Genomic DNA, 21,802 nt, shown 5'->3' with positions numbered 1-21,802 from the left:
TTATTCTTGTTTAAAATTCCATTTAATATGTTTTATATAAATCCAATTAAACACCTTGATTTAAAATGCAAGAGGGATGAGAGAAGAAGTTAAAATTCTTGCCTCAAAAAAAAGACCACACGAATGTGGTCTTTTTTAATAGCTTTCTAAGTAAATGAAGAGGGCTTAGAAGTTATATTCCATACCTAGCCCGAATACTGTCATAGTATCGTCTTCACCAGCTTTAGTTTTCCAGTCACGTTCTTGAGAAGCAACGATACCGTACATACGTGCTTGCTTGTTAAAGTAGTAATCTACACCAAGACCGTATTGATTGATGTCATGGTCATATGATAAGCCAGCGTTATCGTATTGAGTGTTGGCATTCGCATATTCAGCTTTTACAACCCAAGGAGTTGAACCGATTTTATATGCAGCAGCAATTGTGTATGCATCTTCTTGCAGGTTTTTAGCAGTTGATAGATCGTCAGTTGGTTGAGCAGTTTGCCATAAACCACCTAAACTCAAACCATTGATACCCACTTTAGAGAAGTCATAAGCAGCAGTGAAACGCAATGCATCAGAAATATATTTCTTGTTATCAAAACCTACGTATTTACCTTCAACAGCAGAGTTAGCTGCTAAACCTAAAGAGAGGCCAAGGTCTTTGTTATCATAAAGGACAGAAGCTGAGATACCATCACCAAAACCATTACGTTTGCTATTGTCACCAGAAGTGCCAGCTGTAGGAGCGGTTGAATTTTCACCTTGTAGCGCCATAATGTTTAACTGAACGCCGCCAAGCAATTTTTTGTCAGTTTCGATACCGATCGCATTTTTAGTACGTTCTTCACCGTGCATCATGTTGGTAATGTCAAGACGAGTGTGATCGTTGAAGATATCTTGCGCACTGCCAGCAGCTGTTTTGAAGTAAGAATCATATTGACCGGCTTTCAAAGTACCAATACCAGCCCATTTAAGACCTACGAAACGGTTACGAGCACTCCATTCAGAGTCTGAACCAGAACCATCAGTGGCAAAACCCCATTCTGCTTGGTAAACAGCTGAAAGATTGTCGGTAAGTTTCTCTTCACCTTTTACACCAATACGTGAAGCATGCGAGCTTACTTCAGAAACATTGTTACCTAGGAAATCGTAGTTATCAACTTGGTCGATAGATACGTTCAGCTTACCATACAAAGTTGGTGCCGCTTGTGCTGCGCTTACACCCATTGCCGCAACAGCAGCTGCTAGAAGCAATTTTTTCATCAAGATTTCTCCAAAACACTTTTTAAAATGGCATTCGCCTTGCTTTCTTTTTAGTTTGCTTGTGTACAAAAAATTACAAAAGCTCACCAACTTGCTAAGCAGTATCTGCAAACTTTGTGACAGTGAAGTGAAAGCTATATGACAGTTTGATGACGAAGATGATTAAAAAAATAATATATTTTATTGTTTTTCAATAATTTAAATTTTTATTAAAATCTGTGAGATGAGTTGATTCAATCTCAAATATAAAAAAATGGAGCTTAAGCTCCATTTTTTACAAATTAAAATTCTAGTGAATTTTAAAGTTCAGCTTTAATCTTTTCAGCCAGTGCTTTAATTTTTTCCTGGTCACCCATATGTAATGCATGTTTTCCAAGCTCATGCACTGAACTTGGAATAAGGTGAAAATGTACATGTGGAACAGTTTGACCAGCAGATGCACCTGAAAGTTGCATCAGTACAATACCTTGAACATCAAGTGCTATTTTCATTGCCTGGGCAATTCTTTGCACAATCTGAATGGTATAGGCAGCGGCATCAGGTGGCAGATCGAGCAAGGTAATTGCAGGTGTTTTCGGGATGACCAACGTATGACCTTCTGCCTGGGGCATAATGTCCATAAAAGCCAGAACCTGTTCGTCCTCATACACTTTTATTGCAGGAAGTTCATTACGGATAATTCGTGCAAAAATATTTTGATCATCGTAAAGCATGTCTAGTCCTTGAAAGTGATTGGGTACTGTAATTATTTACAGTTCAATTCTTTCTGACGATCTTTGATGGCGTCAAGTCGTTGTTGCTCTTTTTCTGAAAATTTGGGCTTGGTTGTATAACAATTGTCATTGCCGAACTTGGCCTTGGCTTCCGGGTCTTTAAAGCAAAAACCTTTAGAGGCATAAATGACATCATGGTCATTTTTTAATTGTTGGCACTCTTGCTCTGCTGTCGCTGCAAAAACAGTTGCCCCAAAGAAAGTTGTAAAACTAGCCAAAACTGCAACACTAAGCTTGGTCATGAGGGTTTCCTCTGTGAGAATATTGTGTAGAGCACTTCTACACAATATTAGGTTTATTTATTATTATTCAATGGCGAGTAATTACTCAAGTGTAATTTTATTCCAAGATTCGTACATTTTCACAGCACTAGAAAAGTCACTGTCTTTTTCTGTTAAATTACTGGCTGCCTGAATCAGACTTTGAGTCAAGGCAATCACCGGTGCTGACAGTTTGGCATCACGAACCAGATCAAGTGCAATTCCGGTATCTTTTGCCAATAATGGCAGAGCAAAAGTCAGCGGGAAGGCACGATTTAAAATACGTTGTGGTAACACCATTTCCGTTACGCCACTTTTACCGCTTGACGCATTAATGCAGTCTAAAGCTTCATGCAGATTTACCCCATGCGCTTTTAAGGTGGTGAAACCTTCAGCCACTGAGCAGAGATTGACGGCTAATAGCATATTGTTCACTGCTTTGACTGCGAAACCTGCACCTGATTCACCGACATGTTTAATCAGTTTCCCGAAAGCCTGAATAGCGGGTAGGGATTTTTCAAAAGCAGCAGCTTCACCACCAATCATTACGGTTAATGTGCCATTTTCCGCACCAATAGTTTGCCCGCTCACCGGTGCATCCAGAAAATCTACATCCCATGCTTTTAACTGCTGGCTGAGCTTTTTTGCCGATTCGGGAACACCACTGGTGCAATCGACCCATACCGCACCCGATTTAATCTGAACCGTTGCAATAAGATCTTCAACTTCCTTGCTCGTTGGCAGGCAAGAAAAAATGATATCGGCCTGAACCGCTTGCTCAAGTTCTACAGCTTGGGTGCCATATTCAGTTGCATGCTGTTTGGCTTTTCCGAAATTACGGTTCCATACATAGACCGTATCAAAATGTTGAGGTAAATGTGCTGCCATACGGTAACCCATTGCGCCTAAGCCGATAAATGCAACTGACTGAATCATGATGTTTCCTTTATATTTTGCTCGATCTCTGTTTTAGCCAGGTGGTCATGAAAGGCCAGAACTCGTTGGCACTGGACTGGCTAGACATGAGTCCCAAATGACCACCCGGGATAAGAGTAAACGTGACATCCTGACTATTTGTCAATTCAATTAAAGGTTTAACGGCCTCTTTGGAAACAATCCGATCGCTACGACCCGCGCCTACCAGTAAAGAGCAGGCTATATGTTTTAATTCGATATGCTTATCCTGTAATCTGATAACACCGTTTTTGAGCGGATTTTGTAGCCAGACATTAAAAATCATGTCCTGATTGATACCGCCTGGATAGTCAATCATCTGGTTCAGGAAATTACCCATGGTGGCGTGTTCATATAAGGCTTGCAGGTTATCGAGGTTTGCTAGAAGCTGTTTCTGGCTTTGTATCCATCCCACAGGATCAATCATTTTAAAACCGAGTGAATTTAGTATGCCTGGGCTATGAATCAGATGCTTGGGTACAGTTCCTGAGTAAATCTTGTTTTGTAGGACCTTGTTTTTGGCAATCAGCTGATTGACCTTTTGAAAAAGTTTGCCGGTACGGCCTGATGCATGACTGTCCACCGGACTGCCTAATACAATTAAATTTTTAACATGGTTTGGTTTTTGCAATGCGCAATACAACATGACAAATACACCGGCCATACTCCAGCCATGCAGTGAAATTTCATCACTATGCGAGTGAGTTCGGATCTGGTCTATACAATGCGGAATGGCATCATCAATAAATGACATGAAATTGAGGAAACGATCTCGATAGCTATATCGACCCCATTCGATTAAATAGACATCAAAGCCACTATGTTGAAAGTGTTTTACCAATGAACGGTAGGGATACAGGTCGTAAATGGCCATGTTGATTGCAAGGGGAGCAACAAAAACCAGGGGTTCTTTATATTGCTTATCTGCTGAGGCGTAATAGCGCACTCGGGTCTGTTTGTACTCTGCAATGACTTCATAGGGAGTGGCTTGCGATAAAACCAGTGATTTTGAGTTAAATAAAGTCTTTGACAGGTTTTTGAGTTTGCTTTTATGTTTGGCAATTTTATTTTTAACTTGAATCATTGCTGGGGATGCTGACATATGGGGGATTGATCGAAGTGTAGGCGATATTTATGCATTATACCTTGACCTTAAATGCCATAGACGCTCAAAATGTTGGCAATTATTAGCAATACAGTCCAGGACTGGGTAATACAAATGAGCCAACAAGACGACATTGAATACCAATTAGATACCTTAGCCATTCGTACAGGTCATACACGCAGTTTTGAAGGCGAGCATGGTGAGCCAATTTTTCTCACTTCATCATTCGTCTATGAAAATGCAGCAGAAGCCGCAGCTAAGTTTTCTGGTCAGGAACCTGGTAACATTTATTCGCGCTTTACCAACCCGACAGTTGCGATGTTTGAAAAGCGCCTTGCCGCATTAGATGGTGCGGAACGTGCTGTTGCAACCAGTACTGGCATGGCAGCCATCATGGCTGTGGCTATGTCTTATTTGAAACTGGGCGATCACGTCATCTGTTCACGTGCGGTGTTTGGTTCAACGGTTTCTCTTTTTGAAAAATACGTGGCTAAATTTGGTATAGCAGTCGATTTTGTTGATTTAACCGATCTTGATGCGTGGAAAAATGCAATCAAGCCTGAAACCAAATTACTGTTTGTTGAATCTCCGTCCAATCCACTGGCTGAAATTGCCGATATTCAGGCCTTGGCGGATCTGGCTCATGCCAATGGTGCATTACTGGCGATTGATAACAGCTTCTGTACGCCGGCATTGCAACAGCCAATTAAATTAGGGGCTGACCTGGTTGTCTATTCAGCAACCAAATATCTGGATGGTCAAGGTCGCGCATTAGGTGGTGCTGTGGTAGGTAATCACAAATTGCTTGAAGAAGTATTTGGTTATGTTCGCACCACTGGCCCGTCAATGAGCCCATTTAATGCCTGGGTTTTTTTGAAAGGTCTGGAAACTCTGCGTTTACGTATGCGTGAACATTCAGCAAATGCACAAAAACTGGCTGAATTCTTAAATCAGCACGACAAAGTAGAAAAAGTATATTACGCTGGTTTGCCTTCACATATCGGTCATGAGCTTGCAGCTAAACAGCAAAGCGGTTTTGGTGGTATTGTGTCCTTTGAAGTCAAAGGTGGGCGTGAAGGGGCTTGGAAAGTTATCGACAATACCCAGTTTATTTCCATTACCGGTAACCTGGGCGATGTGAAATCAACTATTACTCATCCAGCAACCACTACTCACGGTAAGCTTTCACCAGAAGCCAAAGAAGCTGCAGGGATTCGTGAAGGATTAATCCGTGTATCTGTTGGTTTGGAAGATATTGATGATATTATTCGCGACATTAGTCGTGGTTTAGATTTAATTTAATTTTTTATCTTATTTTTAAGTTTTGTGTTCGGAGTATTTTATGAACATTAACATGTTGATGCAGCAAGCACAGCGTATGCAAAAAGATATGGAAGCCAATGTTAAAAAGGCCAAAGAACAGCTTGCGCAAACTGAAGTTCATGCTGAAGCAGGCGGCGGTCTGGTTAAAGTCACCATGACTTGCCGTAACGTGGTAAAACGTATCGAAATCAGCCCTGAATTGCTGCAAGATGATGCTGACATGATTGAAGATTTAATCGCGGCTGCAATGAATGATGCTGCACGTCAGGCTGAAGCGATTTCTGAGGAAAAAATGAAAGCGGCAAATTCTGGTATGGGCTTGCCACCAGGTCTTTCAGGTTTATTCTAAGGAATACGTCCAGTGTTTAGTGATCGATTTGATCAACTGGTTCAAGCCTTACGGATTTTGCCAAGTGTTGGGCCGAAATCGGCTCAGCGCATGGCATTACACCTGATCATGAAAAACAGGGAAGGTGCAGTCGGGCTGGCACATGCTTTAAATGAAGCAGCTACCTATATTCAGGAATGTAGCGTTTGTCATTCGCTCACTGAAAATGAAGTCTGCGATATCTGTCTTTCGCATGAACGTGATGATCAGCTGCTCTGTGTGGTGGAATCACCAGCAGATGTGATGGCGATTGAACAAAGTGGCAGTTTTCGGGGTAAATACCATGTGCTGGGTGGACATTTGTCTCCACTGGACGGAATTGGGCCGGAAGAAATCGGGATTCCCTATCTGATTCAGCGCCTGAGTCAGGGCACGGTTTCAGAAGTTATATTGGCAACCAATGCTACTGTAGAAGGTCAGGCGACAGCACATTATCTGGTTGAAGCAACCAAGCATTTACCGATTCAAATGACTCGGATTGCTCAAGGTGTTCCTCAAGGGGGAGAACTTGAATATGTGGATAGTCATACTTTAAGTCAGGCGGTGCATAATCGTATGCGTATGAAATAAGTACCCAGGTGCTTATTTCATTATTTTTGACAAGAATAAGAACTGGGTGGCATTTACGAGAAAAATAGTCTTAAACTTATACAAAAAAAATATAAAAAAATGTTGATTTTTTATTTAAATATTAAAATATGGTGAATATATACGCTAGATGTAGATTTTGTTATATCTAAATGTTATATATCGGTTAATATACTTTTCAAGAGAATCTGCTTTTAGACTCGGTAATATGTTTCAGTTCATTCATCAACAAAAAGATTTAGAAGATATTCTGCACTTGATGGGGCAGACATCCATTTATGGATTGGATACCGAATTCATCAAGGTGGATACTCTTTGGCCTAAACTCGGTGTATTTCAAATTAATGTTGCGGATCGGGTTTTTTTACTTGATGGCACAAGTTTAGACCTGTCGGCATTCTGGAAAAAATTGTTTCAGGCCCAGCAGAATATTTTCCATGCCTGCAGTGAAGATATTGATTTAATTTATCATTACTCACAGCAAAAAAGCCTAAGCAATGTTTTTGATACCCAGATTGGCATGTCTTTTTTAGGTCATGGGCTACAGGTAAGCTATCAAAATGCGTTAAAGCACATGCTGGATGTGGACATTGATAAAGACCAGACCCGATCTGACTGGTTGGCGCGTCCGTTAAGCTCTGAGCAACTCACCTATGCGGCGAATGACGTACTATATCTGATGAATCTATCGAATAAGATCCAGCAGGAATTAGGCGATAAGCACTTACTGGATTTTGCCCTGGAAGATTGCCGTCATCTGACCCATGAAATTGGTCAGGAAACACCTCTAGAGTTGCTTTATCACGATATTGGAAACTACCGGCATTCACGCCGTCAATTGATGCAGTTGCAACAACTGGCTGTGTGGCGCGAACAGATGGTCAAAGCCTTGAATTATCCTCGCAGCTTTATTCTGAAAAATTCCACCCTGATTGATCTGGTGGAAAAAAATCCGCGTAATCATTTCCAGTTGTCTAGTATTAAAGATATTCGTCAAAATATTGTGCGTGAGTATGGTAAAACCATTCTGGACCTACTTAAGTTTTTGCCTGAACAGGCAGAATGGCCACTGCGTATGGCACGTCCAATTCGTCACTCATCCAAAGAAATTGGTGAAAGAGTGGAGAATGTCATTCAGGCCGTGGTGCAGGAAACTACGGTACCTAAAGAAGTATTGATGCGTAAAAAATGGCTCAATGCACTATATCAGCATGTGGTATTTCATAATGATGAACAGGATTTGCCCGCTTATCTGCTTGGTTGGCGCTATGATGTTCTGACCAAGCCACTGATTGATGTGTTACATGCAGATGAAAGTTATCTGTCTACGCAAATGAAAGTGATGGATTAATTTTTAACCATTTTGTTCAAAGAATTAACATTTACACACAATCACGACTGATGCGTTAATAATCACTAATGTATCGGTCTTTTTTTTAATGTATGCTTTGTGCTGAGTTTTATGAGTCCTGTTTCAACTATGCACTGTTCAATTTTTAAATCTAGCAAAAAAGACGAAATGTATCTTTACATCGCCCGTTCAGAAACTTCTGAGAATGAAGCTGAGGCAGTAAATCCGCTGGAAATCTTGCCAGAAGCGATGCGTGTTGCATTTGGTCGTGCAACTTTTGTTATGGATTTGGAGTTAACCGAAAGCCGTAAACTGGCGCGTGTCAATGTATTACATGTGATTGACTCTATTGAAACCAAAGGTTTCTTTATTCAAGTCCCTCCAGAAGGATTAATCAATCCGAATGCGGTTGCACCCGAAGGGCTGCGTGGCGCTTAAAGGCTAATCAGGAGTTGTAACGATGAATAGTTTTTTTTCACTACTAGATTCAATTCCTGAAGATAGCATTGCCGTCACGGTATATCTGCTAGGAAGCGTGATTATTCTTTGGGCCTGGTATGTTATTGCAAAACGTTTGCCTAAGCCGCTAGGTGGAATGACATGGCTCATCGGCTTTGCCATTTTACTAACGCCGACAGTTTCTGAAGGAAATAATGCTGCTATCGCTCCGGCTTTTTTTGGACTGCTATTTGGTCTTTTAACCAAAGAAAAAGCTTTGGTCTGGACCAATGCTTCTCTCATTCTCTTTGTGATCGGGCTTGGCCTGATCATTGGCGCTTTATGGTCAAAATATATGGCCAACAAAGCAAAGTTTGTCGCAAACAACAATAGTTCACCACTTTAAATAAAACAATAAGGTTAAATCATGTCTGTGGATACTCAACAATTTCTTGGTACAGATCAGTACATTGCGACTGATAGTTTAAAACTTGCCGTTAAAGCGGCACGTAGCTTGCAAAAGCCGCTTTTGGTTAAAGGTGAGCCGGGCACAGGTAAAACCCTACTTGCCGAACAAGTCGCAGAAAGCTTGGGACTGAAGCTGCTGACCTGGCATATCAAGTCCACCACGAAAGCCCAGCAAGGCCTGTATGAATACGATGCTGTATCCCGTTTGCGTGATAGCCAGTTAGGTGATGATCGTGTTTATGATATTAAAAACTACATCAAGCCTGGAAAATTGTGGGAAGCGTTCACCAGTGAACAACGCTGTGTCTTGTTGATTGATGAAATTGATAAAGCAGACATCGAGTTTCCGAATGACTTATTGCATGAACTCGACAAAATGTCGTTTTTTGTTTATGAAACAGGGGAAACCATCACGGCGACACAGCGTCCTATCGTGATTATTACTTCAAATAATGAAAAAGAACTGCCAGATGCATTCTTGCGCCGCTGTTTCTTCCATTATATTGAATTCCCTGATGAAGCGACCATGCGTGAAATTATTGACGTGCATTTCCCGCAAGTGTCTGCAGCTTTGGTCAATGAAGCTTTACAGGTCTTCTTCAAGCTTCGCCAGATTCCAGGCTTAAAGAAACCACCATCCACCTCTGAGTTGATTGACTGGTTAAGCTTGCTGATGGCAGATGACATGCCTGAAGATATTTTACGCAAGCATGACAAATCCAAGGCGATTCCCCCCCTATATGGTGCATTGATTAAAAACGAGCAAGATGTCCAGTTGCTTGAACGTTTAGCCTTTATGTCGCGTCGCTAAGGGAGAAACACGCATGTTTGTGCGATTGTTTTATACCTTACGCAAATACGGTGTGCCAGTATCAACCCGTGAACTGATTGATCTGAATGAAGCTGTAGCTTCAGGCTTGGTGTTTGCCAATCAGGAAGAGTTCTATGAACTCGCAAAAACGGTTATGGTTAAAGATGAGCGTTTCTTTGACAAGTTTGACCGAGCCATGAAAGATTACTTTGATGGCATCTCCACTTTTGATCTGGATGATTTGCTTAATCAGGTGCATAAGTTACCAAAAGACTGGTTTGATCTGGAACTTCTGGAAAAGCATCTCACGCCTGAGCAGCGGGAAGAACTGAAAAAAGCCGGCTCACTGGAAGAGCTGATGAAGATGCTGGAAGAGCGTCTTCGTGAGCAGCACAAGAAGCATCAAGGCGGTAACAAGATGATTGGTACCGGTGGCACTTCATCCTTTGGGGCGTATGGTGATCATCCTGAAGGTGTGCGTATTGGTGGGCCGGGACGTAAACGTTCTGCGGTTAAGGTTTGGGAACAGCGTAAATACCAAAACCTGGATGATGAACAGATTTTAGGTACACGGCAAATGCAAATGGCACTCCGCCGTTTACGCAAGTTTGCCCGTCAAGGCGCAGCTGAAGAGCTTGATATTAACAGCACGATTCGTGAAACCGCCAAGCAAGGGATTTTAGATGTACAGCTGGTTCCGGAACGTCGCAACCGTATTAAAGTGCTGATGTTGTTCGATGTTGGTGGGTCGATGGACTCGTATATCGCTGAATGTGAAAAACTGTTCAGCGCGGCCAAAACCGAATTTAAAACTTTAGAATATTTTTATTTTCATAACTGTTTGTATGACTATGTCTGGAAAGACAATATCCGCCGTTCTAATACCCGCATGAATACCTGGGATTTATTCAATACTTATGGGCGCGACTATCGGGTAATTGTGGTAGGGGATGCCAGTATGGCACCTTATGAGCTGAACTCAGTGGGTGGTTCTGTTGAATATATGAATGATGAAGCAGGTAATGTCTGGTTACAGCGTTTACGTCAACATTTTGAAAAGACGGCCTGGCTTAATCCAGAACAAGACAGTTATTGGCATTACACCCATACCATTGGTCAGATCAAACAAATCTTTGAAGATCATATGTATCCCATGACCTTAAAGGGCGTGGAAGACATGACAAAATATTTGGCTCGTTAAACGCATTGAAATTAAATGCGTTCTTTTTAAATGAAGGAATTGAAAATGGATCATCAAATTAATGGCATCCCATTACCCAATGAAGAAGGTTTCTTTGGACAATATGGTGGTCAGTTTATTCCGCCTCATTTAAAAGAAGCGATGGATGAAATTAATGTCGCGTATGAGCAAATTCGCCATACTGCAGAATTCCAGAATGAACTAGCCGATTTATTTGCCAACTATGTGGGTCGTCCAAGTCCGCTGTTTCATGCCAAGCGTTTGTCTGACCAATTGGGTGGAGCGCAAATTTACCTGAAACGTGAAGATTTAAACCATACTGGTGCACATAAGATTAACCATTGCCTAGGCGAAGCTTTACTTGCCAAATACATGGGTAAGAAAAAAGTCATTGCTGAAACCGGTGCAGGCCAGCATGGTGTAGCTCTTGCAACTGCATGTGCCTTAGTCGGTATTCCATGTGAAATTCATATGGGACAGGTAGATATTGAAAAAGAACATCCGAACGTGGTGAAGATGAAGATCTTGGGTGCCAACCTGATTTCTGTTACCCGTGGTACGGCAACATTAAAAGATGCGGTAGACAGCGCGTTTGAAGAATATCTCAAAGATCCGAAAAACTTTATTTATGCGATTGGTTCAGTGGTTGGTCCACATCCATTCCCGAAAATGGTGCGTGACTTTCAGGCAATTATTGGTGATGAAATTAAAGTTCAGACCAATGACCGTTTTGGTTCAAACCCGGATTATATCGTAGCTTGTGTTGGTGGTGGCTCGAATGCCATGGGTGCCTTTTCTGCATTTTTAAACGATGCCGATGTAAAACTTGTTGGGGTGGAACCAGCAGGCCATGGTCTGGATACTACGATGCACTCAGCTACCCTGACTTTGGGTAAACCGAGCCAGCTTCACGGAATGGCATGTTATGTCCTTGAAGATGAACAAGGTGAGCCTTTGCCGGTACACTCGATTGCTTCAGGTCTGGATTATCCGGGCGTAGGTCCACAGCACAGCTTGTTGAAAGACTTGGGTCGTGTGGAATATACCACAGCAACAGACCAGGAATGCCTGGATGCTTTTATGACACTTTCACGTGTAGAGGGAATTGTTCCTGCACTTGAAAGTTCTCATGCAGTCGCCTGGGCTTTGCGTGAAGCACCCAAAATGGCAAAAGATGTGAAAATTGTCGTGAATGTTTCGGGTCGTGGCGATAAAGACTCGGATTATGTGGCAGAAAAATTAGGCTTGAACTAATTATAAAATCTCTCTCTTACATCATATGTGCTCATTTTTTTAAAGAAGGTTTCTTTTTCCATCTTTATAAGAGATAGCTAAAGTCTCTCTTTATGAAAGGGAGCTTTAAAGGGATTAAAAAAACCTCTCATTTCGAGAGGTTTTTTAATGTGCTTGAAATCTTAACTGGCGATATATTGCTGCAATTGATCGATGAGTTTGCGCTGATCTTCCATTACGGCTTTGACCAAATCACCAATCGAGATTAACCCTACCAGTTTTGAATTTTCAACTACAGGAAGATGACGTAAATGGCGATCAGTCATTAAACTTAAACAGTCTTCAACACTGGTGGATTTAGTCACGGTCAGTACTTTAGTAGTCATGATTTCACCGACTGTCGTTTCTTTAGAGGTCCGTTCCATCAACGTCACTTTACGCATGTAATCACGTTCAGAAAGAATACCGACCACTTTCTCTTGATCAGTCACGACCAGTGCACCAATGCCTTTATCTGCCATAAGCGAAATTGCTTCAAGTACCGTTGATTCTGGATCAATCGTAAAAATGGTTTTATCAATTTTATCGTGAATAACTTGTGCAACATTAGTCATTTATTATCATCCTTTTTGTTCCTTATTTGACATTAAACTTAGCGCGAAATCAGAAAAATGCAAATACTTTTCAGGTCATTAATAAAAATTTACATTTCTCTGAATTTCACTTTTAATATTTGCCGCAAACCCTCAAGCAGATTGTAAAGATTCAGCAAAAAAGAAATGCCGCATCTGTTGTGTGGTCAATTTAAATTTTTGGCTAGATGAATTACAAAGTGCAGGGGTAACATTTAAACGAGTGAGTGTTGGTAACAGCAAGTCCTGAAAATCCGCTGAAGTAATTTTACGCGGCATATAATTTGGCCAATGATGTTCGGCATATTTTTGTGCCTGTAGGCCGTTTAGCCAAAAGGGAAAAATAAAATCTTCATGATCAGACATCATGGCCCAACCCTGCTGATGATATAAACCCCACAGTACACCACAATACATCATAGATTTTAAAATCGTGATCTTAAAAAATAAGTCTTTAGGAATAGGCTGTAATGAATTAATTTGATTCATACCCGAATACATGTAGTGAATTCAGCAGTTATTGTAAGGAATGAAGATGAAAGTTCAGTGTAAGCTTTGAGAAACTATGTAAATAAATATGTATTTAGAAAGAGAAGGCATTAAAAAACGCCACCTTGGTGACGTTTTATTAGGCTTGCATCGTGGCCAGCTTCTGCCAATATTGTGCTTTGAGTGAGTCGCGTTCTACTCGGAAACCTTGATAATAAAGTTCTGCTAAAAATAAGGCAGCCTTACCATGTCCGGCACGAGCCACTTCTTCCAGTTTTTGAACTGCATCTGCAAAATTCATTTGAGACTGAATTGTATTGACTGCATCTGCATATGCATGTTCTAAGTCTTGATGAGAGATTTGTTGAATCATATTAAACTCCTTATTGTAATTATGATTGCTAGATAGACTAATAAGTTTGTCTTGATACCAATTTAACTAGCTATTGTTAAATTAATATTACATCGCACCTAAATTGTCAAACAATATCTATGGGCTATATTATTAAATTCAAGGTTACATGATTAAACAATATACAAAATGATTTTTGCTTAGTATGTTAATGAGAGTTTGAAAATATAAGGAGAATAATATGACAAAAACATTAGATGGTTTTACATTCGATTTGCCTCCTACTGTAGATCAAATCATTGAACTTGCACATCAGCATCGTAAAAATTTAGATGAAGCCATTTTCCATCAGGAAATTCACTTGGGTAATTATTGTTTGGCACAGCGTAAAAGAGTTTATGATTTTACTCGCCAGCTTGATATACAGCAACGTGAGGATTTTTATAGTATCTATAATGGTGAGTTGCTGCGCATAGCTGATGATGATGAACTGCATCCCGTGCATGCTGAAAGAGGAGTGGGGGCTTTTGCAATTCTAGTGGTATTAGTGATTATCGCACTGGTGCTTTACTTTGCAGTAATCCGGAATGTCATTGTCTAATCGCTGAATTGATTTGCTTGATTTCTGTGGTAAATATGGCGAAATTGAGCAAATCTGCTTGTACTTCTTTATGCTGCATCCTACACTACCTTGAATTCGAGGTAGGTTATGCATAGCGCTGTACAGAAAATTGTTCAATTAAAATCTCAAATAAAGCTGGAAGATATTTATAACGGATTTGTCGTTACAATCATTGCCATTATTCTGATTCTTGCTTTTATTGCCCTGCATCGTCCCATTACTGTTAAACAATTTGAAAATGTAGTACAACTTTCAGCTCAAGCCAATTATCCGGCGACCCAAGAAATGGCCCTGCTCTTGATACAGCAACCTCAGATTCCTTATGCACAATATTTCAAATTGATGCAAGCGCATCATCTGGAGATGACACAGGCTCATCAGTTACCTCCTTTGCAGGCGGAGCAATAATTGTTTTAGGGATTGGCTCAACCGAAGGCGTGTTTGAGTGAACTTGGGGACTTAAATCTTGTTTAAGTGTTGTCTCCAGCGCGGCTTTGTCTAATTTATCATTGACCACAATAATAGTGAGGCATTCAGGATGCAGATGTTTTTGAAGGGCATTCTGAACATCTTGCAAGGTAATTTTTTCTAATAATTTGGGATAATTGCTCAGGTAGTCAGCGGGCTGATTGTAAAATCCTAGCGAACCTAACTGTGCATTGATACTGGCATTACTACTATAATTATTTGGAAAAGCGCGTAACATCCCGGCCTTGGTTTCTTCCAGCTGTTTTGGGTTAATAGGTTGGCTGACAAAATTGATCAAGGTCTGATGAGCAACCTGTATGCTGTCGAGCAACTGGTCTTGTCGGGTGGAATAACTAAAACTAAAAGTTCCGGGAGCCTGACTAAATGAAAATGAACTATAAGCTCCATAGGTAAAACCGCGCTTAACCCGTAGTTCTTTCATTAAGATAGAATTAAAACCACTTCGCCCAAACATCTGGTTGGCCACTTCTAGGGCGAGTCGATCCGGATCAAAATGTGTAGGGCCCAGTTGTCCCATCATCACATGTGCCTGACTGGAGTTAAACTTGATATGGCGAATATCAAAACCTGAGTTATCGACTGGTTGAGCTAGAGGTCTAGCTTTTTCTCCGTGTTTTATGTTCAGCAAGTTGCTGTGCCTGTTTGGGACTGAGTTGACCGGTAATGGCAATATTCAGGTTCTGTGCTACCAAAAATTGTTCCTTAAACTGCTGTAATTGTGCCGGTGTGATTTTGCTAATACTGCGCTGAGTCCCGGTAATGGGTTCGGCATAGGCATGTTTTCCATATAAAGCACGGTAAAACAGGATATTCATCATGCGGCCAGGGCTTTCCTGGATCTGTTTCTGGCCTACTTGAGTATTGCTTAATACCAGATTGATACTGGATTTTTTAAAGGTGGAATGGTTGAGTACTTCCAGCAGCATGGCTATAGCCGGTTCAAGTTTTTTAGGCTCAGACAATACCCGTAATTTTACAATAAACATGTCCCGATACGCCTGAGCACTAAATCGTGCCCCTACATTTTCAAAAATATGGGCAATTTCATTGGCCGTATATTTTTCTGTTCCTTCATCAATTAATTTTGCTGCCATATTAGCAATACCAAATAAACCTGGTGCGATTTCTTCATCCCGGGCCGAGCCTGCATTAAAGGTCAGCTGAATATCAACCATAGGTAAATCCTGTGATTCTACAAATAGCGTACGAATTTGATATCTGTTTTTTAGCTCATGCACATAGGGGGCGTGGAATTGATTTTGTGGATGGGTGATTTTCAAGCTTTGTAACAGGGGGATTGATTTCAGCTGTGTTGAATAGTCATCGGGGAGAGTATTTAAATCAATTTCAGCACTTGCCGCTTGAACCCAGATCATCATAGAAACAAAGATAAGGCGAGAATGCAGCTTGAACATAGCAAATTCCACTATTGGGTTTTATTTTCAGGAAAAAGGTATAAGGTGCTCAAATTGTCACGGCTGAAATAAATATTCGCTATGCGTTGTATATCTTGCGGAGTGACAGTTTCAAAATGTTTGGGCAGTTCATCCATCAAGCGAAAACTTAAACCGTTAATCTCCAGATTGCCGATCATCTGGGCTTGTCCGGCAATGTCATCCTGACTATAGACTAAATTGGAGACATATCTAGCTGTCACTCGCTTGATTTCTGTGGGTTTGACCAGCTCCGTTTTGAGCAGCTCAATTTCAGCTTGAATGGCTTGTTCTGCCTCTGGCAAACTCAATCCGTCTATAGGCAAGGCTGAAATACTCAATAAGCTATCTCCGCGGCTATAAGGATCGTAAGATACACTGACCGAGGTTAATATTTTTTTGTCCCGCACCAGATTATCTTGCAGTCGTGAAGAAATTCCACTGTCCAAGATGTTCTTGATGATGGTTAAGGCATAAGCATCTTGCGGATTTTTGGCTGTGACCAGTGAGCGCACGTTCCAGGTCATAAACAGGTTGGGTACTTTCACAGGAAAATTCAATTCCATATGGCGATAACCGATATGGTCAAATTCTAATACGTCATTGCGTGGCGGGGTTTTTCTGACAGGGATATCGGCAAAATACTTTTGTACTTGCAGCAAGGTTTGTTCAGTGTCGACATCACCGACAATCACAAGGAGGGCATTATTGGGGCTATACCAGTCACGATACCATTTTTTGATATCTTCAAGCTGGATGTTTTGCAGATTTTTCATGTGGCCAATCACCGGTTGGCGATAATGGCTGGTTGGATAGGTGATCCATTTAAAACGTTCGAAAGCTAAAGATCTAGTGTACGTAAGCGCCGTTCTTCCATCACCACTTTAATTTCAGGGTCAAAATCCTGCTGGCGTAACAGCAAATTGCTCATCCGGTCTGCTTCAAGTTCTAAAGCCAGGGGTAAATAGGTTTTAGGGTAAAGCTGGTAATAATTGGTGTAATTGGTAAAAGTTGAAGCATTGATGCGTCCACCATACATACGGCTTAAGCGGGTAAATTCATCATCGGGAACTTTTTGCATACCTTTAAACATCATATGTTCCAGTACATGCGAAATGCCTAATAAGTTCCCCGATTCATCGCTGCTGCCTACCCGGTACCAGATTTGCGTCATGACCATAGGAGAACGGTGATCTTTCCGAATAATTACTTTTAAACCATTTTTGAGTGTAGTTTCAAAGGTCGTAGGTGTCAGTTTACTGCGAGTCTCTGCATGTACCCAGCCACTTTGAAGCATCAATAAAGCCAATGTGAGCGTTAAAACTGGATTTTTAAAAAAAGACGGCTTTAAAAAAAGTGGGTAGCTGCTTTCGAGCACAAGCTTTACCCCCAGTCATAAATTATATTTATGATCATTTTCAGAAACTTTTGCTTGAAAGCAAAGGTTAAGTTGTTGGTTTTTGGTGTGTTCAGTGTCTATTGGAAAACGCAGGACAAAACTATGCTAGAATCCTTGTTTTTTAACGCTATGCTTTTCAAGGATTCGGCATGCAACAGCAATCTAATGGGCAAAATAAATTTTTGATTGATGCTGATATCGGGGATGACGATGTCACTTTACCGAATTTACCCGCGGTAAATATCCCTATTGTTGAAACTCAAAATAAACAAGCTACTGTTTCTGCGCCTGTAGCCACAGAAACCGAGCAAACAGAAATAGAGCAAGGCGCTACGTCTAAAGGTGGCTTTTTTAGCCGCATGAAAGAAGGCTTGACCAAAACCCGTAAAAACCTTGCCGATGGTATGGTCAACATTCTCATTGGTGGTAAAGAAATCGATGATGAATTGCTGGAAGAAGTGGAAGAGCAATTACTGGTTGCAGATATTGGTGTAGATGCAACCAAAACCATTATTGCTAACTTAACAGAGCGTACTGCGCGTGGTGATCTGATTTATTCACATTCGCTTTATAAAGCGTTGCAAGAAGAATTGGTGGCATTGCTTGCTCCGCGTGTTAAGCCTTTACATATTGATCCAAATAAAAAACCATTTGTGATTTTGGTGGTAGGGGTTAATGGCGTGGGTAAAACCACTACGATTGGTAAGTTGGCAAAACGTTTGCAAGGCGAAGGCAAAAAAGTCATGCTGGCTGCGGGCGATACCTTCCGTGCTGCAGCAACAGAACAATTACAAATTTGGGGCGAACGCAACAATATTTCAGTGGTTGCACAGGGTCATGGTGCAGACAGTGCATCCGTCATTTTTGATGCTTTTGAAAGTGCACGTGCCAAAGGCGTGGATGTGCTGATTGCTGATACTGCGGGTCGTTTGCATAACAAAGGTCATTTAATGCAAGAGTTGACCAAAGTAAAACGCGTGATGCAAAAAATTGATGCGACAGCACCGCATGAAATTATGCTGGTGGTGGATGCGGGTACTGGTCAAAATGCAATTAATCAGGTTGAAATGTTTGATGAAGCTGTTGGCTTGACAGGACTCACCATTACCAAGCTCGATGGCACGGCTAAAGGCGGGGTGCTATTTAATATTGCCAGCCGTACCCATGTACCTATCCGCTTTATTGGTGTGGGCGAGAAAATTGATGATTTACGTCCATTCTCGGCAAAAGCATTTGTTGCTGCACTCTTTGAAACTGAAAAGTAAAATGCGTTATATTTCACACAAACTCCGCTAAATGCGGAGTTTGTTATTTTAGTAGTAATTGTTTGATTTAAAAAACAACATTTAAAAATCCATGATCCAAAGAACTCTCTTATAAAACCGTTAGAATATGAAAAAATCTTAAAAGCTTTAGCATTCTTATTGGGGAGTACTGTTGTGGCATTATTAGAGAAAATTGGTCATGTCCTTACCACAGATATCACCAAAGAATTAAAATTTAAAAAAAGAGCTGTTGAAGAGGTGAATGAATTAACATTTGTTGATCAATTAAAAAAACGTCGCAGTATTTATGTTCTAGGAAGAAAGGTTCATTTTAGCCAGGCCTATTTGGCAGAGTTGATTCAAGAGGCTGTGCGAAGCTGCCCATCTGCATTAAATTGTCAAAGTTCTAGAATTGTGGTGTTGTTTGGTGATTCCCATAAGCAATTTTGGGAAATTGTCAAAGAAGTGCAACGTAAACTAGTCGCCGTACATGTATTCGCCGGTACAGCAATGAAAATAGATCAATGCATGGCAGGGTATGGAACGGTACTGTTCTATGAAGATCAGAACATTATTCAAAAATTGCAAAAGAAAATTCCTTTTAATGCTGATGATTTTCCAATCTGGTCAGAACAGACATCGGGTATGGCGCAATATGCAGTATGGACAGCCTTGGCTGATTCAGGCATCGGTGCCTGTTTGCAGCATTATAATCCGAGTATAGATACGGCAGTTGCGGAACATTTTCACATTAATGAATCTTGGTTGCTGCGAGCACAGCTGGTTTTTGGTTCCATTGAACAAGAGGTAGAGATTAAAAAAGAACCTCAAAATGCTGAACGATTTAGAATTCTGAATTAATCTGATCGTGATATCAATAAAGCATTTTTTATAGGTGCTTTATTGTTTTATATCGGTTGAAAATCAACTATAAAACTATTCTATAAATAAAACACAATGTCACTTTTTTAATTGCGGAATACTTCTAAAATTAACATAAGATCAATATATTCTAATTACGGTTATTAAAATTCCAAGAAGGTGAGCCATGTCATTTTTAGCCCATATGAAACAACGCCGTACTATTTATGCAATTGGTCAAAACGTTCCGATCGCAGCTGATCAAATCGAAGAGATTATTAAAGAGGTAGTACGAAATAGCCCTTCTGCTTTCAATTCACAAACTTCACGTATCGTGACTCTATATGGAGAATCACATGCGAAATTCTGGAGTATCGTACGTGAAACATTACGTAAAATTGTGCCAGAAGATTCATTTGCAAGTACTAATGCAAAAATTAACAGTTTTGCAGCCGGTTATGGCACGGTACTGTTTTTTGAAGATCAGGATGCGGTAAAATCTCTCCAAGAACAATTCCCCTTATATGCTGAGCATTTTCCAGCATGGTCAGAGCATTCGACTGGCATTGCACAGTTTGCTGTATGGGCATCATTGGCAGAACAGCATATTGGTGCTTCCTTGCAGCATTACAATCCCGTGATTGATGATGAAGTGGCAGCCACCTTCGATATCCCTGAAAACTGGAAATTACGTGCCGAATTGGTGTTTGGTTCAATTGAAGTACCAGCGGGAGAAAAAACATTTCTTGATGATAGTATCCGTTTCAAAAGATTTGACTGATCAATGTTTTACTTAAGTCAAGTTAAGAGAGTGCTGAAATGGCACTCTTTTTATTGATAAAGTGAATGATAGATAAATCAATTAAGCTGCAAAGCTTATCTCAACAAAGTCTTGAAAATACAGCTGTATTAAAAATAGCATTGTCATAAAATTGTCATTTGTTAATTGCATAGTGCAATTTATTTTTAATATTCAAAGAAGAGATAGTGGGATGAGCCTAAAATTAACTTTTGCTGCAGCTGCATTGATGGTAAGTAGTGCTGCATTTTCAGCCGTTACTATTTCAGCACCAGAAGAAATTAAAATTCTAGCGGTGAATGATCAGGAAGTTAATACGGGATTATTTCGTGCCAAGAACAATCAATACAAAGTTGATGCAGGTATTAGCAATATTAGTATGCGTTACACCCAGTATTTTGAACATTTGAATGGTGAACATGATATTGTGAAATCATCTGTGGTGACTGTCCGCACGCCCATTTTGCAAGATGGTGAAGAATATCGACTGGACCTGATCAATGCGCCAGCAAATTTTGAAGCTGCAAAAAAATATGCTGAACAACCTGTGGTGGCATTGTTTGATAAAAATAATCAGATGCTGGTGCAGCAAGTAGGTGCAAACACAGAACAAAAACCATGGTTAGGACAAGGTATATTTTCAAAAACTACAGATTTGACTCAAAAGAAAACAGCTTTGCAGAATCAGCCAGCACCTATATATACACAAGCAGCCGTGCAATCAAAAATGGTGGCAGCTACTTCTAGTGAGTCGTTAACTTCAGGAGTAACTGCTGATCAGCAACTGATTCAATTATGGCAAAAAGCAAATAAAGCAGAACGTCAGAAGTTTATGTCATGGCTAGCAGAGCATTCCAATTAATAAATCTCAATAAAACCAGTGTAAAGCTGGTTTTATTATTTTGAGAAGGACGAATAAAAATTAAAATGGTAAAAATTATCTAAAAAATGAATGTTGCAATGTGTAAAAAACACTCAAAATAGTCTTTAAATATGCTAAAAATACCTTATTGGGTTAAAAAACAAACACTCGAATGTAAAATTATAGAAAATTCTATAATAGGGGTTGTGTTGATTTAAAAACTCTATAGAATACGCTGCATCCCGACGCGATACAGCAAACGAACTTAGCTGAACAGGTTAAGTTGTTAAATGTTTATTGCGTTATATTTTCTACTGACGAGGTAGGGAATAGATCATTAAGAGATTATGAAGAACAACTTGTGTGGATTTTTACTGGTTGATTGATCGAAATTATTTTCATTGATTGATGGTAGAAATTACTCGAAGTTTATTTGAGAAATATTTGTCAGAAAATTG

Annotated in this window: 23 protein-coding genes and 2 pseudogenes; 15 read left to right on the top strand and 10 right to left on the bottom strand. The window is 40.4% G+C overall.

Translation table 11 applies throughout. The features are described 5' to 3' along the window. Positions 1 to 165 precede the first annotated feature (165 nt). The 5 genes from FTT83_RS05005 to FTT83_RS04985 all read right to left on the bottom strand — a co-directional run bounded on the left by FTT83_RS05005 (position 166) and on the right by FTT83_RS04985 (position 4,319). A complete protein-coding gene (locus FTT83_RS05005) occupies positions 166 to 1,248 on the bottom strand; it encodes a porin (protein ID WP_180081593.1) in 1,083 nt (360 codons plus the stop codon). Between the two features lie 299 nt (positions 1,249 to 1,547). Beyond that, entirely contained in the window at positions 1,548 to 1,961 is a 414-nt protein-coding gene (locus FTT83_RS05000; protein WP_086196307.1) for an HIT family protein, read from the bottom strand. Positions 1,962 to 1,993: 32 nt separating this feature from the next. After that, complete coding sequence (locus FTT83_RS04995; protein WP_180043447.1) at positions 1,994 to 2,263, bottom strand: YARHG domain-containing protein; 270 nt, start codon at positions 2,261 to 2,263, stop codon at positions 1,994 to 1,996. Between the two features lie 81 nt (positions 2,264 to 2,344). Then, positions 2,345 to 3,217, bottom strand: a complete 873-nt coding sequence (locus tag FTT83_RS04990) for an NAD(P)-dependent oxidoreductase (protein WP_180176307.1) — start codon at positions 3,215 to 3,217, stop codon at positions 2,345 to 2,347. A gap of 10 nt (positions 3,218 to 3,227) precedes the next feature. Continuing rightward, the gene (locus tag FTT83_RS04985; RefSeq protein WP_180176306.1) at positions 3,228 to 4,319 is read right to left on the bottom strand and encodes an alpha/beta fold hydrolase; all 1,092 of its coding nucleotides are present in this window, start codon (positions 4,317 to 4,319) and stop codon (positions 3,228 to 3,230) included. Positions 4,320 to 4,454: 135 nt separating this feature from the next. Here FTT83_RS04985 and FTT83_RS04980 point away from each other — a divergent pair, with 135 nt between their 5' ends. The 9 genes from FTT83_RS04980 (at position 4,455) to trpB (ending at position 12,162) form a co-directional block, all read left to right on the top strand. After that, positions 4,455 to 5,642, top strand: a complete 1,188-nt coding sequence (locus FTT83_RS04980; protein ID WP_180043453.1) for an O-succinylhomoserine sulfhydrylase — start codon at positions 4,455 to 4,457, stop codon at positions 5,640 to 5,642. Between the two features lie 40 nt (positions 5,643 to 5,682). Next, positions 5,683 to 6,012, top strand: coding sequence for a YbaB/EbfC family nucleoid-associated protein (locus FTT83_RS04975; RefSeq protein WP_086196303.1), 330 nt, complete (start codon positions 5,683 to 5,685; stop codon positions 6,010 to 6,012). 12 nt (positions 6,013 to 6,024) lie between these two features. Beyond that, on the top strand, positions 6,025 to 6,621 hold the full coding sequence (gene recR / locus FTT83_RS04970) for a recombination mediator RecR (RefSeq protein WP_092819481.1): 597 nt from the start codon (positions 6,025 to 6,027) through the stop codon (positions 6,619 to 6,621). A gap of 226 nt (positions 6,622 to 6,847) precedes the next feature. Beyond that, the gene (locus tag FTT83_RS04965; protein ID WP_166168416.1) at positions 6,848 to 7,990 is read left to right on the top strand and encodes an HRDC domain-containing protein; all 1,143 of its coding nucleotides are present in this window, start codon (positions 6,848 to 6,850) and stop codon (positions 7,988 to 7,990) included. Positions 7,991 to 8,119: 129 nt separating this feature from the next. Next, positions 8,120 to 8,428, top strand: coding sequence for a YcgL domain-containing protein (locus FTT83_RS04960; protein ID WP_166168475.1), 309 nt, complete (start codon positions 8,120 to 8,122; stop codon positions 8,426 to 8,428). 22 nt (positions 8,429 to 8,450) lie between these two features. Beyond that, positions 8,451 to 8,834 (top strand): hypothetical protein, encoded by a 384-nt coding sequence (locus tag FTT83_RS04955; RefSeq protein ID WP_086196299.1) that lies wholly within the window; start codon positions 8,451 to 8,453, stop codon positions 8,832 to 8,834. A gap of 21 nt (positions 8,835 to 8,855) precedes the next feature. Then, positions 8,856 to 9,707, top strand: a complete 852-nt coding sequence (locus FTT83_RS04950) for a MoxR family ATPase (protein WP_180044321.1) — start codon at positions 8,856 to 8,858, stop codon at positions 9,705 to 9,707. 13 nt (positions 9,708 to 9,720) lie between these two features. After that, on the top strand, positions 9,721 to 10,908 hold the full coding sequence (locus tag FTT83_RS04945; protein WP_180176305.1) for a VWA domain-containing protein: 1,188 nt from the start codon (positions 9,721 to 9,723) through the stop codon (positions 10,906 to 10,908). Between the two features lie 45 nt (positions 10,909 to 10,953). After that, the gene (trpB, locus tag FTT83_RS04940; protein ID WP_180044317.1) at positions 10,954 to 12,162 is read left to right on the top strand and encodes a tryptophan synthase subunit beta; all 1,209 of its coding nucleotides are present in this window, start codon (positions 10,954 to 10,956) and stop codon (positions 12,160 to 12,162) included. 161 nt (positions 12,163 to 12,323) lie between these two features. Here trpB and FTT83_RS04935 read toward each other — a convergent pair whose 3' ends face one another. The 3 genes from FTT83_RS04935 to FTT83_RS04925 all read right to left on the bottom strand — a co-directional run bounded on the left by FTT83_RS04935 (position 12,324) and on the right by FTT83_RS04925 (position 13,635). Next, positions 12,324 to 12,755, bottom strand: a complete 432-nt coding sequence (locus FTT83_RS04935; RefSeq protein ID WP_180044315.1) for a CBS domain-containing protein — start codon at positions 12,753 to 12,755, stop codon at positions 12,324 to 12,326. A gap of 132 nt (positions 12,756 to 12,887) precedes the next feature. Next, complete coding sequence (locus tag FTT83_RS04930; protein WP_180044314.1) at positions 12,888 to 13,262, bottom strand: DUF2750 domain-containing protein; 375 nt, start codon at positions 13,260 to 13,262, stop codon at positions 12,888 to 12,890. A gap of 139 nt (positions 13,263 to 13,401) precedes the next feature. Further along, on the bottom strand, positions 13,402 to 13,635 hold the full coding sequence (locus FTT83_RS04925) for a hypothetical protein (RefSeq protein ID WP_086196293.1): 234 nt from the start codon (positions 13,633 to 13,635) through the stop codon (positions 13,402 to 13,404). Positions 13,636 to 13,855: 220 nt separating this feature from the next. Here FTT83_RS04925 and FTT83_RS04920 point away from each other — a divergent pair, with 220 nt between their 5' ends. Both FTT83_RS04920 and FTT83_RS04915 read left to right on the top strand, forming a co-directional pair. After that, positions 13,856 to 14,215, top strand: a complete 360-nt coding sequence (locus tag FTT83_RS04920) for a hypothetical protein (protein WP_086196292.1) — start codon at positions 13,856 to 13,858, stop codon at positions 14,213 to 14,215. 108 nt (positions 14,216 to 14,323) lie between these two features. After that, complete coding sequence (locus FTT83_RS04915; protein ID WP_166168437.1) at positions 14,324 to 14,644, top strand: hypothetical protein; 321 nt, start codon at positions 14,324 to 14,326, stop codon at positions 14,642 to 14,644. On the opposite strand, the pseudogene FTT83_RS04910 reads toward FTT83_RS04915, so the two are convergent. Further along, positions 14,571 to 16,140, bottom strand: a pseudogene (locus tag FTT83_RS04910) (M16 family metallopeptidase). The gene FTT83_RS04915 and the pseudogene FTT83_RS04910 sit on opposite strands and share 74 nt — an antisense overlap. 11 nt (positions 16,141 to 16,151) lie before the next feature. Continuing rightward, a pseudogene (locus tag FTT83_RS04905) lies at positions 16,152 to 17,455 on the bottom strand (M16 family metallopeptidase). A 251-nt stretch (positions 17,456 to 17,706) separates the two neighbouring features. Here FTT83_RS04905 and ftsY point away from each other — a divergent pair. The 4 genes from ftsY to FTT83_RS04885 all read left to right on the top strand — a co-directional run bounded on the left by ftsY (position 17,707) and on the right by FTT83_RS04885 (position 21,344). Next, a complete protein-coding gene (ftsY, locus tag FTT83_RS04900; RefSeq protein WP_180044312.1) occupies positions 17,707 to 18,822 on the top strand; it encodes a signal recognition particle-docking protein FtsY in 1,116 nt (371 codons plus the stop codon). 174 nt (positions 18,823 to 18,996) lie between these two features. Beyond that, a complete protein-coding gene (locus FTT83_RS04895; RefSeq protein ID WP_180044310.1) occupies positions 18,997 to 19,683 on the top strand; it encodes a nitroreductase family protein in 687 nt (228 codons plus the stop codon). 187 nt (positions 19,684 to 19,870) lie between these two features. Further along, positions 19,871 to 20,464 carry a nitroreductase family protein gene (locus FTT83_RS04890; protein WP_180082833.1) on the top strand — a complete coding sequence of 198 codons (594 nt, stop codon included), beginning with the start codon at positions 19,871 to 19,873 and terminating at the stop codon, positions 20,462 to 20,464. A 211-nt stretch (positions 20,465 to 20,675) separates the two neighbouring features. After that, positions 20,676 to 21,344, top strand: a complete 669-nt coding sequence (locus FTT83_RS04885; protein WP_166168456.1) for a DUF2057 family protein — start codon at positions 20,676 to 20,678, stop codon at positions 21,342 to 21,344. The last annotated feature ends 458 nt before the right edge of the window (positions 21,345 to 21,802 follow it).

It is taken from the genome of Acinetobacter sp. YH01018 (assembly GCF_013420295.1).
Lineage (GTDB): Bacteria > Pseudomonadota > Gammaproteobacteria > Pseudomonadales > Moraxellaceae > Acinetobacter.
This window is presented reverse-complemented; position numbering and strand designations above follow the sequence as displayed.